The sequence below is a fragment of the Chitinophaga sp. GbtcB8 genome (genome assembly GCF_019091455.1).
GTDB lineage: Bacteria > Bacteroidota > Bacteroidia > Chitinophagales > Chitinophagaceae > Chitinophaga.
Genome location: NZ_JAGXJN010000012.1, coordinates 1 through 16,402 on the forward strand (window position 1 = coordinate 1; position 16,402 = coordinate 16,402).

The following is a 16,402-nucleotide window of genomic DNA, read 5'->3' on the forward strand; positions in this document are numbered from 1 at the left end:
CTCCTTAAAACTGTATTTGCCTCGTTTATCCATAAAAAATGCCCCCATAAAGTGTCCAACTTTATGGGGGCATTACATATCTGCGGTGGCTTTTTTGTATAATGGCGGGAAACTTACCGGCAATATGCACTAAGGTCATTGGTGTTTGAAGATTGTGCAAGAATGTATGGCTTTACTCACTTTTTATGCCTGGTAAGCCTCCCTCCAATGGTCAAATCTGATAAGGAAGCTTATAAAATCGGGATAGATATCTGCCGATCGTGATACAAAGAAACGCCGAATTATCTGGGGGTGCTTACGAAATCGGGAAAAGAAATGATCGAAAAGGGAAAAGGTTGGGAAGATGTGAGAATGAAGGGTGGATGGCTTAATTAATTAATTGATAAATATGCAATTATAGAGTTGTGCGGATATGCAGGCATGCAAGGGACTAGGTAAATGTGTACCGGTAAGGTAGCTATGCGCCGGTTAACACTGGTAAATCCAGTGTATTACACGTCAGCATATCAGCGCATTTATTTGTATAGCTGCTCATTAATTTAGCGCAGCAGCAGCTCGCAGGGCTTTAAGCCGGTATGCTTTTTAAAGGCGGTAGAGAAGTGGGAAATACAGGAATAGCCCATGAGAATGGCTACATCAGAAACGGACATTCCTTTTTCATACAGGAGGCTCTTGGCCTTTTCCATCCGTTCTTTCTGGAAGTAATCGTAAATAGTGGTACCGTACATAGCTTTGAAGCCTTTTTTCAGATAACACTCGTTCATAGCTACCCGGCGGGCCAGGTCGCGGATGGTAATGGGGGCATCCAGCTGCTCCAGCAAAATGCTGCGGGCTTTTTCTATCTTTTCCCGGTCCTCCATGTGGGTGAGGAAGCGGCAGCCATAACGCTCGTCCGGGTCATTTTGCATGAACTGGTCGGAGCTGAATAACAGCAGCTCCAGCGCCTTGCTTTGCAGGAAAATATGCTTCAGCACCCCTTCGTAATTATGATGTACCATTTGTTCCAGCACCGATTTGGATTTGGTGCAGGGCTGTATGGTTTTTACAAAAGGCTTGCGGGATTGTAATTCAAATAAGGTAGTAGTGGTAGCGCCCTTTTGCAGGGATTGGATAAAGGCAGGCTGAAAACGCACGGTGATCATATCTACAGAGGCTACCTTTTCCTTACAGTTGCCTTTCTGGCCCTTGGCGCACAGCTCATCTGTGCAGGAAGGGTTCTGGCAGTAGCGGTTACCGGCTACGCAGTAACGCAGCTCCACGGCGGCAGACTGGCCTCTTTTGGCCGGCTGGTACACCACCATGGCTACATCCTCAACGGGCAAAGGTTTATCGTAAGTAAAGCGCTGCAGGGTAAAATCAAGGCAATCCGGTACGCTTACGGCATCCTGCTCTGCAAGCTGCAGCTGGTCGCTCATTGCCGGTTGTGGTATGGCCAGTGATAATATGTCCTGTAGCTCCTTCATCTCCAATTAACTGTAATTAAAAACCTCACAAATTTATGGATTCACATTTACTTAACAAATAAGTGGGGTAACAATGACAATCGGGTGATAGTTGTGGATTAAAATACACAGCAGGCTCCACCAGCCCTTTCATATTCATTATGAATGCCCTTGGTATGGATTTCGTACTACTAAAAGTTATGAAAAATTCTTCCCGCCTGCAAAAGTTTCTCAAGATAATCTTTATTGTCATAGGGGCGTTAGTGTTAGTAATTGTGGGTACGGGTTTATACCTGAGCCGGCACTGGAGCAATAAGCTACGCAGCCAGTTAAAAGATTATACAACAGAAATGTCGGACAGCCTGTATGTGCTCAATTATAAAAAAGTAAAGCTGAATATTCTCAGTGGCAGCCTTACTATTGACAGTGTAAGCCTGATAACGGATACCGCGGTTTACCATCATTTACAGGCGCAGCAAAAAGCGCCTTCCATGTTATATTCTTTCAGTGCAGACCGTGTATCCGTGAGCTTCTTCAAGGCATGGCGGTATTTTATGAAAAAGGAGCTAAGCGCCGGATCCCTGGTGCTGGAAAAACCCAGTATTGTGCTGGAACAAAATGCGCGGAATGTAGATACCAGCCGTCACCGTTCTGCATATGAAAATATATCTGCCCGCATCAGATCCTTATCCATCGGCTCTTTGCGGCTGGACAGCACTAATCTGAAATATACGTATATCAAAAAAGACAGTGGATTGATCATTACCCAGCTACACCGCCTGAGCATACACGTAAAGGACCTGCTGATCGATTCTGTAGCTATGGAAGATCCATCCAGGTTCTTATATGCACGCAATTATGAGCTACATTTACGCGCTTACCGGCATCGTACAAAAGATAGCCTGTACTGGATGATCGTACGGGATGTGAGCTATAATGCCGCAGAACGTACCCTGCACCTGGGCCAGTTCCGCGTAGAGCCGCGTTATGAAAAGGCTGCATTTGACCGTAAGGTAAAATACCAGCGCGACCGTTATGATGTACGGTTGAATAACATTCTTGTACAAGAGCTGCAGCCCTATGCCCTGCTGCAACAACAGCAGCTGTGGGCAAGGCATGTGGAAATTGAAAATGGCAGCATTGATATTTATCATAACCGCAGCCTGCCTCCTTCCGGCGAGATCAAGACAGGGCAGTTCCCGCATCAGCTGCTGCAAAAGCTGGCAGTAGCTGTTTATGTGGATACGCTGATAGGCAAAAAGGTGGAGCTGTCTTATGCAGAGGTGAATCCTAAATCGCTGCAAACAGGCACCCTGCTGTTTAAACAGGTGCATGGTGTTTTCCGGAACCTTACCAACATTGATTCCATGATCGCAAAGAATAAACACCTGGTGGCGGATATGGATGCCGTATTTATGCAAAGCGGTATGCTGCGGGCGCGCTTTGATTTTTTATTGGGGGAGCCCAATGGCGCTTTTGCCATTACCGGCCAGCTAAAGGATATGGACGGGCGGCAGCTTACGCCTGTAACAAGGCCACTAGCGCTGGTTGAGGTAAAATCGGCCCAGATACATGACCTTACTTTCAGCATGCAGGGTAATGAAAAAAGTGCTACTGCTGAAGTGAAGATGATATACGACCATTTAAAAATAAGCATCTTAAAAAAGGATGATGATACACACCAGCTTAAGCGCAAAGGCTTGCTTAGCCTGTTTGCCAATGCCATTGCCATTAATGACAGCAACCCTCCAGATAATGGGGAGCCCGTTAAAGTAGCCCATGTGAAGTATACACGCGATCCACAAAAATCGTTCTTTAACCTGGTTTGGAAAACGTTGTTTACCGGTGTAAAAGAAACTGCTATTGCTGCAAATATTAAGCTCTAAAAATGTACTTATGAATAATTGAAAAATCTGATATTATCCTCATATTCTTATTTTATTTGTACACCATCTATACACACCCCTGCACTGCCGTGTACCTGCATTAAAAAAAGGCATCCATGCCACCCAAAAACTGCCTGTTTTTTATTGAAATAAGGCCCATTTTTCGTATATTTGCACAATTCACGAGACATTTAATCAATTAGCATTTTTACATCAAGATATGAGCGAAGAATTAACGCAAGTAATTGCCGCCACCAACACATATGATGCGGATAGTATTCAGGTATTGGAAGGCCTGGAAGCGGTACGCAAGCGGCCGGCCATGTATATAGGCGATATTGGTGTTAAAGGGTTACACCACCTGGTGTATGAAGTAGTGGATAATGCCATAGATGAAGCGCTTGCCGGCTATTGTAAGAATATTGAAGTTACCATTTGCGAAGATAATTCCATCCGTTGTAAAGATGATGGCCGTGGCATTCCTACCGGTATGAATACCAAGGAAGGCCGTTCAGCCCTGGAGGTAGTAATGACCGTATTACACGCGGGTGGTAAGTTTGATAAGAACACTTACAAGGTATCCGGTGGTTTGCACGGGGTAGGTGTAAGCTGCGTAAACGCATTAAGCTCTGTGCTGCACGTAACCGTACACCGCGAAGGAAAAATATTTGAACAGGAATACCACCGTGGCGCACCGCAATATGGTGTACGGGAAATCGGTGAGGCTGATGATACAGGTACTATTGTACATTTTAAGCCGGACACTGAAATTTTCAAGGATATTATCTACAACCGGGAAATACTGGCCGGTCGCCTGCGTGAGCTGGCTTACCTGAACCGTAAAATAAAGATTGAGCTGATCGATGAACGCGAGAAAGATGATGCGGGCAACGTAGTCAGTGAAACTTTTTACAGTGAAGGCGGTATTGTAGAATTTGTGCAGATGCTGGACCGTAATGGCCGCCGTAACTCCTTGCTGCCGACCCCTATTTTTATAGAAGCGCATGAGCCAAGCTCCAATGTAGCGGTAGAAGTAGCGCTGCAGTACAATGACTCTTTCAGTGAGAACATTTTCTCTTACGTAAATAACATCAATACCATAGAAGGCGGTACACATGTGGCAGGCTTCCGCCGCGCCATTACCCGTGTATTCAAAAGCTATGGCGATAAGAACAAGCTGTTTGAGAAATCAAAGATCGAGGTTACGGGTGATGACTTCCGCGAAGGGCTGAGCGCTATAATAAGCGTAAAGGTGCCGGAGCCGCAGTTTGAAGGACAAACCAAAACCAAGCTGGGTAACTCTGATGTAATGGGTGTAGTGGACAGCGCTGTTGCAGATGTGCTGAATGCTTACCTGGAAGAACATCCGCGCGAAGCCAAAATCGTGATCAACAAAGTAGTGCTGGCTGCACAAGCCCGCGAAGCCGCGCGTAAAGCAAGGCAGCTGGTACAGCGCAAAAGCGTGCTAACCGGCAGCGGCTTACCTGGTAAGCTGGCTGACTGCTCTGAAAGTGATCCCGGAAAATGTGAGCTGTACCTGGTGGAAGGAGACTCCGCAGGTGGTACGGCTAAACAGGGCCGCAACCGTGCTTTCCAGGCTATATTACCGTTAAGGGGTAAGATCCTGAACGTAGAAAAAGCTATGGAGCACAAGATCTATGAGAACGAGGAGATCAAGAACATTTTTACCGCACTGGGGGTAACCATTGGTACGGAAGAAGATGATAAAGCCCTGAACCTGACCAAGCTGCGGTACCATAAGCTGATCATTATGACCGATGCCGATGTGGATGGCAGCCACATTGCAACCCTGATCCTGACCTTTGTATTCCGTTATATGAAAGCCCTGGTAGAACAAGGGTATGTGTACATTGCACAACCGCCGTTATACCTGGTGAAAAAGGGTAAGGAACAGGAATACGCCTGGACAGAAGAACAGCGCAGGGCTGCAGTAAGCCGCATAGCCGGTGAAGGTAAGGAAGAGAATGTAGTGATACAGCGTTATAAAGGTTTGGGTGAAATGAACGCAGAGCAGCTGTGGGAAACCACGCTGAATCCGGAGCACCGTACGCTGAAACGGGTAACTATTGAAAGCGCTGCGGAAGCAGACCGTGTATTCAGTATGCTGATGGGTGATGAGGTACCTCCACGCAGGGAATTCATAGAATCCCATGCCAAATACGCTAAGATTGACGCTTAACCGTATATCGTTATACGTTATAAATAAAACCCCGGGCATAAAGTCCGGGGTTTTTGTTTATATATACTAATTAATGCACGGGTTTTAGCTAAATACTACAACTGGTGGAAGGACAGCAAGTTGGTCAAACTCATCCTTGAAAAACGGCTATAATTAAGCGTTTCAACATGTTAATAATGCTGAACCAATTTAGCAAGGCCAGGTTATTGATTATCAAAAAACTATAGAGGAAACTGTTATTTTATTAAAAAAACTTATAGGTTATTTATATAATTTATTGCAAATATCACTATCTTGCACTCAGATTTATACCTATACCGAAAGCAATAAAGCGATAAACCTATACCTATGAAATTATCCCGAGTGGCAGCCATTTTTGTGGTGGCTGCAATGATCTTCAGCGCCTGTAAGAAGGACGATGCTCAACCAGAATCGGTGTTTTCATTTACATTCGAGGGTAAACAATATGTATCCAGCGGCACCTCCGCTTACTACTCTGATACCGTAATCACCGGTAAAAAGACACTGGTGATCGATGGGGTTACCAATAATTTCAAGGAACACATGCAGCTCATGATCACTTCACCGGATGGTGAAATGCCGATAGGCACTTATGGTGGTTCTGCAGCATCACTGATGCCGGTAACGGATTCAATAGAATCGGGTTATATAGGGGTATCATCTATAAACGTAGAAATTACAAGCATTAATAGTAAACGTGCCGAGGGTACTTTCCAAGGCACGTTAAGTAAAAGTGGCGAAACAGAAAAGCCATTAACGGACGGGACTTTTAAAGTCAACATTAACTAGATCATCGTTTTTTTTGAAATCTTTTTCCATCGACACGCCCCGCCTTTCCAGGCGGGGCTTTTTATTTTAGTTACTTAACAGGCACTGCCTGCGGCCATCTGCGGCCTGATCTCCTGAATACGTTGTTATCATTACTATTATAGTGCCGTACATGTTCCTGTACGCTGCCGGCTATCTTTCTTCTCCACATCCATCCCAGCACTCCAGCTGTAATTGCCAGTCCCAGCCCAATACCTTTCAGCAAAACACTGGACTCTATTGCATATTCTCCGATTTTAATCTGACTACGCATAACATTAGGTTTTGGTAACGTATATGTTTACACCAAAACAATGCCATGCTGTATTGCACAGCATGGCATCTATTGTTAAAGAGAACCTAATTATTTAATGCTAAACACGGTTCTTACCTCTGCACGGATCTTAATGGTTTTGAAATCAATGTCAGACTCTGCTGCTTCTGTTGTCATCCGTGCCTGTGCCATATATGCATTTACCTGGATGGGCCTTACTGCATCGCTGTAATTATCTGTATTTATATCCTGCACTTCCAGTATACCGGCAATGCTTTCGTCAATAGCGCCTAACAGGTAGGTGGCTTTAGCTTTAGCAGCCTGTATGGCTTTCATTTTTACCTCTTTGCGGTATTCTTCCATTTTACTGTGTGTGTAGGAAGAAATGTTTACGTTAGAGATGCCTTCTTCATCTACCGCGGCCAGAATAATATTGGTTTTATCCAGCTTGTTAAGCTTTAAGCGGTATCTCTTTTCTGCCAGGAAATCGGGGTCGTTCTTCTTTTTGCCCCTCCACCAGTCGGGATTGAAACCAAATACATTTTCAATGGTCAGATTTTCCTTGGGAATGCCTGCATTTGCCACTGCCTGCTGCAGCTGTTTTTCCAGGGTGCTGATGTCTACCTTATTGGTTTTGTTCTTGGACTGATAGTATTCTTTAAGCGTGATGCTGAGATAGATCTCATCCGGGGTGATCTCCATTTCTGCGGAGCCGTTCACCTCTATTTTCTTTACAGGAGGTTTATTATCTGTTTGCTGTGCCCAGGTGCTTACTGTTAACAATAATCCGGCTAATACTAACATTACCTTTTTCATATGATTTGTTTTAAATGATGTGTATTCCTTTTTACAACAGCATGATGCAGGTTGCGGGATGGATTCCATAAAGGGTTTAAAAAAAGTTTTTAATGATGCTACGGAGGGTGGAACGGATGGGCGGTGGATTATGTTACATGCGTAGTTAGCTTCTTGCGTCTTCCATTGCTTTCAGGAAGTTGTACAGGTCTGTCATAGTACGGATGCGCTCTACTACCAGCATAAAATTCTTACCTACCTGTTTTAAACGGGCATTGTTTACGCGCGTTTGCACATAGGTGAGTATATGATTAAAAGTGGGTGATTCAAAGTAAGGAGAATCCGGGTTGTTAATGAAATAACAGCGCAGGGTTTCTTCTTTCAGCATCATTTTCTCAAAGCCCAGGGCTATGGCCATCCAACGGCAACGGATCATGATCAGCAAGTCATCTACCGGCTGCGGCATAGGCCCAAAGCGGTCCTGCAGGCCAGCGGTAAACTCCTTCAGCTTATCTTCCTGGGTAATGTTATCTAATTCCTGGTACAGGTTTAAACGTTCCTGTATACTTTCTATATAACTGTCGGGGATCAGTATTTCCAGGTCGGTATCAATGGTACAATCGCTGACGAAATCTTTCTTTTGCTCCAGCTGTTCCTTGAACAGATCCCGGAACTCATTTTGTTTCAGCTCGCGGATGGCTTCGTCCAGGATCTTCTGGTACATATCAAAACCTATTTCTGCTACAAAACCGCTTTGCTCTGCGCCTAACAGGTTACCGGCGCCGCGTATATCCAGGTCGCGCATAGAGATCTGGAAGCCGCTACCCAGCTCACTGTGCTGTTCCAGTGTTTGCAGGCGTTTGCGGCTATCAGCCGGTAAGGTGCTTACCGGTGGCGCCAATAAATAACAGAAGGCCTTTTTATTACTGCGGCCTACACGCCCGCGCAGCTGGTGCAGATCACTTAAACCAAAATGGTGCGCGTTATTAATGATAATGGTATTGGCATTGGGAATATCCACCCCGCTTTCTACAATGTTGGTACATACCAGCACATCATACTTACGGTCTATAAAATCCAGGATCACCTCTTCCAGCTTATGGCCTTCCATTTGCCCATGCGCCGTAGCAACGGCCAGGTCCGGGCAAAGGCCGCGGATAAGGGATGCCATCTCACCCAAACCATGTACGCGGTTGTATACAAAATATACCTGCCCGCCCCGTTCTGCTTCAAAGTAAATAGCATCGCGGATCAGGTCATGGTCAAATACATGCAGTTCTGTTTCAATAGACTGGCGGTTAGGCGGCGGTGTGTTTATGATAGAGAGGTCGCGCGCACCCATGAGGGAGAACTGCAGTGTACGTGGTATAGGCGTAGCCGTTAGGGTAAGCGTATCTACATTCACCTTTATCTGCTTCAGCTTTTCTTTGGCTGATACGCCAAACTTTTGTTCCTCATCCACAATCAGCACACCCAGGTCTTTAAACTTCACATCTTTACTTAACAGGGCGTGTGTGCCTACAATGATATCAATTTTCCCCTCTGCCAGCTTTTGCAGCGTTTCTTTCTTTTCCTTGGCTGATTTAAACCGGTTCAGGTAATCAACCGTGCAGGGGAAATCCTTTAAGCGGTCTGAAAATGTTTTGTAGTGCTGGAAAGCCAGGATGGTAGTGGGTACCAGTATAGCGGCCTGCTTACCATCCACCAGGCTTTTAAAGGCGGCACGTACGGCTACTTCTGTTTTACCAAAACCTACATCGCCACACACCAGGCGGTCCATAGGGTGTGGTGATTCCATGTCGCGCTTCACATCGGCAGTAGCCTTGCTCTGGTCCGGCGTATCATCGTAAATAAAAGAGGCTTCCAGCTCTGTTTGCAAATAGGTATCGGGTGAGTGGGCAAATCCTTCCTGTGCTTTACGGGCGGCATACAAGCGTATAAGGTCCTTGGCAATATCTTTTACCTGGGTCTTAGCCTTTTCCTTCAGCTTATCCCAGGCATCGCTGCCCAGCTTATTCACGCGCGGCTCCACACCTTCCTTACCGGAGTATTTGCTGATCTTGTGCAGGGAGTTAATGTTTACATACAACAGGTCATTGTTCTTGTAAATAATGCGGATGGCTTCCTGCATTTTACCGCCCACCTCTATTTTCTGCAAGCCGCTGTACATGCCCACGCCATGGTCAATGTGCGTTACAAAATCGCCGGACTGCAGCTCCCGCAAGGTTTTCATGGTAATAGCCTTGTTCTTGTTATAGGCCTGTTTTACCTTGTACTTGTGGTAGCGCTGGAAGATCTGGTGATCTGTATAACATACCAGCTTTAAGGTATGATCTATAAACCCATGGCCAATGGCTACGGGTATGGGATAGAAAACGAACTGTGCTTTCAGGTCTTCAAAAATGCTGCGCAGCCGTTCCAGCTGGCGGGCATTTTCTGCAAATATGAATAACGTGTATTTGTTATTGTTATGCTGCGACAGGTCTTTCAGCAGCATTTCAAACTGCCGGTTAAACACCGGCTGCTCCTGCGTTTCAAAGGTTATAACCGTAGCGGGGCGGCCGGTTTCCTGCCACCATTGGCGGTTGCCAAATACTACACAGTGGCGCTGCAGCAGCTGCTCCATGAGCACGGATGCTTTTACAAAATCATCTTCCGTAAGCATCATGTCCTCATCTTCATCCACCTTTACCTTATTGCCGGTTTGCAGCCAATCGTCCAGGCGCTGCTCCAGTTGCTGTATCACTTCCTGCACATAACCCGGGTCTTTCATCCATACCATGGTATTGGCCGGCAGAAATTCTGTGAGCGCGGTTTTATGGTGATCTTTAGCATGGGTATCCATGTTGGCAATCAGCGTTACCTGGTTCAGCTTACGCTCACTCAGCTGCGTTTCCGGATCAAACAGGCGGATAGAATCTATATCTTCCCCAAACAGCTCAATACGGTATGGCTTATCGTTGCCAAAAGAATAAATATCCAGGATACCGCCACGCACGGCATACTGGCCGGGCTCATACACAAAATCAGTATAATGAAAGCCCCAGCCAACCAGCTTTTCCAGCAGCTCATCCACCTTCAGCACATCGCCCACCTTTAACTGCACCATGTTGGTATTAAAGGCGGCAGAGCCGGCTACTTTTTCCCATAAAGCTTCCGGATAGGTAACCAATATTTTTTTACGGATAATACCGCCTGAAAATTTCATGAGGGCTTCTGTACGCAGCATGCTATGGCTGCTATTCAGCTCCTGGAACTGCCCGGTTTTTTTAAAGGAATCCGGGAAGTAGAAAATATCCAGCGCCTGGCTTAGCTGTTCCAGGTCGTTATGAAAGTAGGCTGCCTCTTCTTTATCATTTAAAATAAAGAGGTGGTTAGCATTTTCCATATTTGCCCAGGTGGTAACGGCCAGGAAGTTAACAGCGCTGCCAGTAAGGCCTGTAAGCTGGAAATATTGCGGAGCGGGCATATGTAGCCCTTTCACCAGCTGCTGCAGGCGGGGGTCTCGTTGAAAAAGCTGTAAAACACCCTGTAGATTCATGAAGGGTGCAAAGATAGTAATTTTTTGGTCCATAGTCGATGGTCCATAGTCCATTGCCTTGTGCATATTGTAGCAGTACGGTGTGAGGCTGAGGGTTTGGCTACGCAGTTTGTTTATTTTGAAAAAGGCAACGGACCATGGACTATGGACCGTGGACTTTTTTCCCTATATTTAATAACACAAAAACACCCCATATGCTGGAGCAATGGTACAACGGCACGGTTACCAGAATTGTAGATGAAACCTACAATACACGCCGCTTCTGGATACAGATACCGGATATGGACCTTTTTGATTTTAAGCCCGGACAGTTCGTTACCCTGGACCTTCCCATTCATGAGAACAAGCATAAACGATGGCGCAGCTATTCCATTGCATCGCACCCCAATGGCAGCAATGAAATAGAGCTGGTGATCGTATTGCTGGAAGGCGGGGCCGGCACTACTTACCTTTTCAATGAAATAAAGGAAGGCAGCAACCTATTGCTGCGCGGGCCTTTGGGCAAATTTGTGCTGCCGGAGGTGCTGGATAAGGACCTGTTCCTGGTGTGCACGGGTACGGGCATTGCGCCGTTCCGGTCTATGGCTAAATACATTCACCTGCACAACATTCCCCATAAAAATATTTACCTCATTTATGGCAGCCGCTATATTAAAGACCTGCTATACCCCGGTGAAATGGAAGAACTGCAGGCAGCACATCCGGGATTCTACTACCTGCCAACCTTATCCCGTGAGGACAGTACAGGCTGGACCGGGCGTAAAGGATACGTGCATACTATTTATGAAGAAATGCTTGAAGGCGGCAATAAACCCGCTAATTTTTTCCTGTGCGGCTGGAAGAATATGATCAATGAGGCCAGGCAGCGCATACTGGACCTGGGATACGACCGTAAAGCCATACACCTGGAACTGTACGACTAACAGACCAGCAATTAAAACCTATACTGCCCTTTACCCAGGGAATCGGATAACCGCCATAGCGCGTGGTGGACATAAAAGTTACAGAATAGCCTTCAGCACCCGCTCCCTTACCTCACTCAGCGGAATGCGCTCCTGCTCCATACTATCGCGGTAGCGGATGGTAACAGTGTTATCTTCCTTGGTCTGATGATCAATGGTTACGCAGAAGGGTGTACCAATGGCATCCTGGCGGCGGGAGCGCTTACCAATGCTATCTTTTTCCTCATAGTAGCAATAGAAAGAAGATTTACACTGATCTAACAGCTCATGCGCTAATTCCGGCAAACCATCCTTTTTAGTAAGCGGGAAGATAGCCAGCTTAATGGGAGACAATTTTGCGGGGAAATGCATTACCACGCGGCTGTCCGCCTTTTCGGGGGTGCTCAGGTCCTGCTCTTCGTAGGCATTGCATACGGTTAAGAGGAACATACGGTCTAACCCGATGGAGGTTTCAATTACATAGGGAATGTAATTCTGGTTCACTTCCGGATCAAAATACTGAAGCTTTTTCTTACTGTATTCCTGGTGGCTTTTAAGGTCAAAATCTGTACGGCTATGGATCCCTTCCACTTCCTTAAAGCCAATGGGAAATTCATATTCAATATCCACGGCAGCATCTGCATAGTGGGCCAGTTTTTCGTGGTCTTTGAAACGGTAGCTGGTGGCCGGTGTACCCAGGCTCTGGTGCCATTTCATACGTTCCTCTTTCCAGTAGGCATACCACTCTTTCTGGGAGCCGGGGCGAATGAAGAACTGCATTTCCATCTGCTCAAATTCACGCATACGGAAAATAAACTGGCGGGCTACGATCTCATTCCGGAAAGCCTTTCCTATCTGGGCAATACCAAACGGAATTTTCATGCGGCCGGTTTTCTGCACGTACAGGAAGTACACAAAAATACCCTGGGCTGTTTCGGGGCGCAGGTATATTTCGCTGGCTTCGTCTGTTACACTACCCAGCTGGGTAGAGAACATGAGGTTGAACTGGCGTACATCTGTCCAGTTATTAGTACCGCTTACGGTACATTTTATATTGTTGGATTCTATGAGCTGTTTAAGACCTGCGTAGTCATTCTCTTTCAGCAGGTCGTTCATTTTTTGCAACAGGGCATCGCCGGCTTCCGGGGTCAGGGTTTCTGCATGCGCTTCCAGCAGGTGATCTACGCGGTAGCGTTTTTTGCTATCCTTGTTATCGATCATGGGATCGCTGAAATTATCCACGTGGCCCGATGCCTTCCAGGTAGTAGGGTGCATGAAAATGGCGGCATCAATGCCCACAATGTTCTCGTGCATCTGGGTCATGCTCGTCCACCAATAGTCACGTATATTCTTCTTCAGCTGAGCACCGTACTGACCATAGTCATATACTGCGCTTAACCCGTCGTATATTTCACTGGATGGGAAAACGAATCCGTATTCTTTACAATGCGATATGATCGCCTGGAACTTGTTCTGATCTGTTGCCATAGTGGCGCAAAGATAAGGGGAATGTGAGAATGTGCAAATGTGCGAATATGCAGATGTACAAATGGATTAAAATTATTTTAATGTATTGATGTTCAGCCAGTTGAAGTTATCCTTTGCATACCTGCGCATCAATTAATGGTTTCCTCTTCCACCTCCACCTGCTTAATCCATACGGCATAGTCATTCGGGTAAATGCGGGCCCCAAAATGCTGTACATATACCCGGGTAAACTCTGCCCCAAAGTAAAGGATAGCCGCCGAATAATATACCCATAGGAGGATGATAACGATGGAACCGGCGGCGCCATAGGTAGAGCCAACCTTGCTGGCGCCCAGGTAAACGCCGATGGCAAACTTACCCAGCATAAACAGGATGGCCGTGGCAATGGAGCCTACGATCACATCGCGCCAGCGGATACGGGCATCCGGCAATACTTTAAAGATAACAGCAAACAGGGCGGTGATCACCGCAAAGGTAATGGCCAGATTCACCAGGTAGATAACAACCATGCCTACCTGCGGGAACAGATTGGCCAGGCGCTGGTTAAAGATCTCTATGATACCATTCACTACCAGGGATACCAGCAGAATAAACCCCATGCTTATTACCAGTGAAAAGGACTGCAGGCGGTTCATGATCATACGCACCAGGCCTTTACCCTTTTTGGGCTTGGATTTTAGCCGCCAGATGGTGTTAATGGAATCCTGTATTTCTGCAAACACGCCGGTAGCGCCAATGAACAGTGTTACAAAACCCACGATGGTGGCCCAGCTCATATCCTCCGAGAGGGAGGCATTACGGATCATTTGCTGTACCTGTATGGCGGCCTCGCTGCCTATCAGCCCCTTGATCTGGCTGTACAGGGTACCTTCTATGGCTTCCCGGCCCAGGAACAGGTCGCAGAAAAAGATGATCACAATCAGCATGGGCGCCACGGAGAAAATGGTATAATAGGCCAGGGAGGCGCTTAACTTCAGCACCTTGTCGTCAATAAAATCGCTGAAGGTTTGTTTAAGTATAGTCCAGTAAGTTTTTATCCCGGTAGAGAGCTGCATATGTAGAATTTTTCAGGCTGACAACATGTGGTGATCCAAAATCGTACCTGCAGGCCAGGTTCAGGACCCTGCCCTGAGCGGATCATTTCAGTTTTTCATTCTGCTGATGCCTGGTAGCATCCCGGATGTTCTTTTTATCAAAATTCTTTTCCAGGGCTACCGTCATATCAATGCCGGTTTGGTTGGCAATGCAGAGCAGCACCCACATCACATCCGCCAGCTCATCGGCCAGGTCTTTCTTTTTATCGGATTCTTTAGCGGATTGATCGCCATACTGGCGGGCCATGATACGGGCTACTTCGCCTACTTCTTCCGTTAAAATGGCCATATTGGTGAGCTCACTGAAATAGCGCACACCAGTGGTGGTGATCCATTGATCTATTTTTTCCTGGGCTTCCTGTATGGTCATGCTTATGGCTTTATTTCCTTAAAGATAAAGGATTGGCATGGATATCGTTATATTCGCTGCAACCTATTGTAAACACATGAAACCATTTTCCTTTTTATTATTAGCCGGCGCCATGCTGGCTGTTAGCTGCCAGCAAAGCGGCACTACCACTGACCATACCGGCGACAGCACTGTAATATCAGCAGATACGGCTGCCGCAGCTACAACCAGCCAACCAGCTATTGATCTGCGATGTTTTACTCAAACTGTAGGGAAAGATGAGGCCTCTCTATTTATGAAAGTTAATAATGACAGTGTTACCGGGCGCCTGGAATACCATCGCTATGAAAAAGACTCCAATGAAGGGGATTTTGAAGGTACTATTCAAAACAACATCCTCCGCCTGCAATATCATTTTATGAGCGAAGGGGTAACAAGCACCCGTGCTGTGGTGTTTAAGCTGGCAGGCGATAGCCTGTATGAAGGCCTGCCTGCTTCTTTTAATAATCAGGGAGAGCCGGTGTTTGAGGAAGATGCCGCCCGTATAAAATTTGATACTACCCCTTTTGTAAAAGTTCCCTGTCCTTAAGGGCACGTGTATACGAAGCAGCTATCATTGCGTAGCGCGGCCTGTTATAACCAGCCTGGGCTTACTCCCTTGCCTGTGTATCTATGGTAATGGTCACCGGCCCGTCGTTTAGCAGGGCTACTTTCATATCTGCCCCAAAAATGCCGGTTTGCACGGGTTTACCCAGGTCCTGCCCCAGCTGCGCAATCATTTTTTCATACATGGGAATGGCAATTTCCGGCTTACTTGCGCGTATATACGAAGGACGGTTGCCTTTTTTAGTGCTGGCGTGCAGGGTAAACTGGCTTACCAGCAAAATGCCGCCACCGGTTTCTTTAACAGACAGGTTCATGACCCCGGCTTCATCGCCAAAAATTCGCAGGTTTGTTATTTTATTACTCAGCCAGGTAATATCTTCCTGGCCATCAGCATCCTCAATACCCACTAATACCAGCAGTCCCGGCCCTATTTCACCGGTAATTTTCCCATCAACCGTAACAGATGCCTGTGTTACCCGTTGTATAACTGCCCGCATATTCAATAATTTTGTGCGGAAGTTAATAAATTGCATACATGCAACCGGATATTTCCAGTGAGATCAGTTTCCGCACCGCCCGCAGCGGCGGCAAGGGCGGACAAAATGTAAACAAGGTGGAAACCATGGTAGAAGGCTATTTTAATGTACCCGGATCTGCCCTGTTAACCCCTGAACAAAAAACCTTAATACAGGAAAAGCTGGCCAACCGTATTAATGCGGAAGGCGTGCTGCAGGTACGCTCCCAGGAGGCCCGCACCCAGCTGGCCAACAAACAGCTGGTAGTTAAAAAAATGCTGGAGCTGGTACATAAAGCCTTAATTGTTCCTAAAAAACGAAAGGCTTCCAAACCTAGCAAAGCAATGATAGAAAAGCGGCTGCAGTTCAAAAAACGCCTGTCAGATAAAAAACAGATGCGGCGGGGCGGGATGGAATAATAACGCTTACTTTTGATCAAAATT

General features: G+C 46.5%; 13 protein-coding genes and 1 pseudogene. 6 read left to right on the forward strand and 8 right to left on the reverse strand.

What is annotated here, in order from left to right; translation table 11 throughout:
- Nucleotides 1-539: 539 nt before the first annotated feature.
- Nucleotides 540-1,463, reverse strand: a complete 924-nt coding sequence (locus KVT36_RS12795; protein ID WP_217603897.1) for an AraC family transcriptional regulator — start codon at nt 1,461-1,463, stop codon at nt 540-542.
- Nucleotides 1,464-1,642: 179 nt separating this feature from the next.
- Here KVT36_RS12795 and KVT36_RS12800 point away from each other — a divergent pair, with 179 nt between their 5' ends.
- From KVT36_RS12800 to KVT36_RS12810, 3 genes are all read left to right on the forward strand, one after another.
- Nucleotides 1,643-3,328, forward strand: coding sequence for a hypothetical protein (locus KVT36_RS12800; protein ID WP_217603898.1), 1,686 nt, complete (start codon nt 1,643-1,645; stop codon nt 3,326-3,328).
- A 220-nt stretch (nt 3,329-3,548) separates the two neighbouring features.
- Nucleotides 3,549-5,528, forward strand: a complete 1,980-nt coding sequence (gene gyrB, locus KVT36_RS12805) for a DNA topoisomerase (ATP-hydrolyzing) subunit B (protein WP_217603899.1) — start codon at nt 3,549-3,551, stop codon at nt 5,526-5,528.
- A gap of 348 nt (nt 5,529-5,876) precedes the next feature.
- Complete coding sequence (locus KVT36_RS12810; protein ID WP_217603900.1) at nt 5,877-6,338, forward strand: hypothetical protein; 462 nt, start codon at nt 5,877-5,879, stop codon at nt 6,336-6,338.
- Nucleotides 6,339-6,408: 70 nt separating this feature from the next.
- On the opposite strand, the gene KVT36_RS12815 is transcribed toward KVT36_RS12810, so the two are convergent.
- From KVT36_RS12815 to mfd, 3 genes are all read right to left on the reverse strand, one after another.
- Nucleotides 6,409-6,630, reverse strand: a complete 222-nt coding sequence (locus KVT36_RS12815) for a hypothetical protein (protein WP_217603901.1) — start codon at nt 6,628-6,630, stop codon at nt 6,409-6,411.
- 90 nt (nt 6,631-6,720) lie between these two features.
- Nucleotides 6,721-7,446 carry an SIMPL domain-containing protein gene (locus tag KVT36_RS12820; protein ID WP_217603902.1) on the reverse strand — a complete coding sequence of 242 codons (726 nt, stop codon included), beginning with the start codon at nt 7,444-7,446 and terminating at the stop codon, nt 6,721-6,723.
- 145 nt (nt 7,447-7,591) lie between these two features.
- Complete coding sequence (gene mfd / locus KVT36_RS12825) at nt 7,592-10,966, reverse strand: transcription-repair coupling factor (RefSeq protein WP_217603903.1); 3,375 nt, start codon at nt 10,964-10,966, stop codon at nt 7,592-7,594.
- Nucleotides 10,967-11,160: 194 nt separating this feature from the next.
- Between mfd and KVT36_RS12830 the strand changes: the two genes are divergently transcribed.
- The gene (locus KVT36_RS12830; RefSeq protein ID WP_217603904.1) at nt 11,161-11,889 is read left to right on the forward strand and encodes a ferredoxin--NADP reductase; all 729 of its coding nucleotides are present in this window, start codon (nt 11,161-11,163) and stop codon (nt 11,887-11,889) included.
- Between the two features lie 78 nt (nt 11,890-11,967).
- Here the strand turns inward: KVT36_RS12830 and KVT36_RS12835 are convergent, their stop codons facing one another.
- The 3 genes from KVT36_RS12835 to KVT36_RS12845 form a co-directional block, all read right to left on the reverse strand.
- Nucleotides 11,968-13,395: a glycine--tRNA ligase gene (locus KVT36_RS12835; RefSeq protein ID WP_217603905.1), complete on the reverse strand. Its 1,428-nt coding sequence runs from the start codon at nt 13,393-13,395 to the stop codon at nt 11,968-11,970.
- A gap of 128 nt (nt 13,396-13,523) precedes the next feature.
- Entirely contained in the window at nt 13,524-14,450 is a 927-nt protein-coding gene (locus tag KVT36_RS12840; RefSeq protein ID WP_217603906.1) for a YihY/virulence factor BrkB family protein, read from the reverse strand.
- 82 nt (nt 14,451-14,532) lie between these two features.
- Nucleotides 14,533-14,859, reverse strand: coding sequence for a nucleotide pyrophosphohydrolase (locus tag KVT36_RS12845; RefSeq protein ID WP_217603907.1), 327 nt, complete (start codon nt 14,857-14,859; stop codon nt 14,533-14,535).
- A 76-nt stretch (nt 14,860-14,935) separates the two neighbouring features.
- On the opposite strand from KVT36_RS12845, the gene KVT36_RS12850 reads away from it, so the two are divergent.
- On the forward strand, nt 14,936-15,427 hold the full coding sequence (locus tag KVT36_RS12850) for a hypothetical protein (protein ID WP_217603908.1): 492 nt from the start codon (nt 14,936-14,938) through the stop codon (nt 15,425-15,427).
- A gap of 61 nt (nt 15,428-15,488) precedes the next feature.
- Here the strand turns inward: KVT36_RS12850 and dtd are convergent, their stop codons facing one another.
- Nucleotides 15,489-15,941 carry a D-aminoacyl-tRNA deacylase gene (gene dtd / locus KVT36_RS12855; RefSeq protein WP_217603909.1) on the reverse strand — a complete coding sequence of 151 codons (453 nt, stop codon included), beginning with the start codon at nt 15,939-15,941 and terminating at the stop codon, nt 15,489-15,491.
- A 38-nt stretch (nt 15,942-15,979) separates the two neighbouring features.
- Here dtd and arfB point away from each other — a divergent pair.
- A pseudogene (arfB, locus tag KVT36_RS12860) lies at nt 15,980-16,378 on the forward strand (alternative ribosome rescue aminoacyl-tRNA hydrolase ArfB); the annotation flags it as partial.
- Nucleotides 16,379-16,402: the final 24 nt, after the last annotated feature.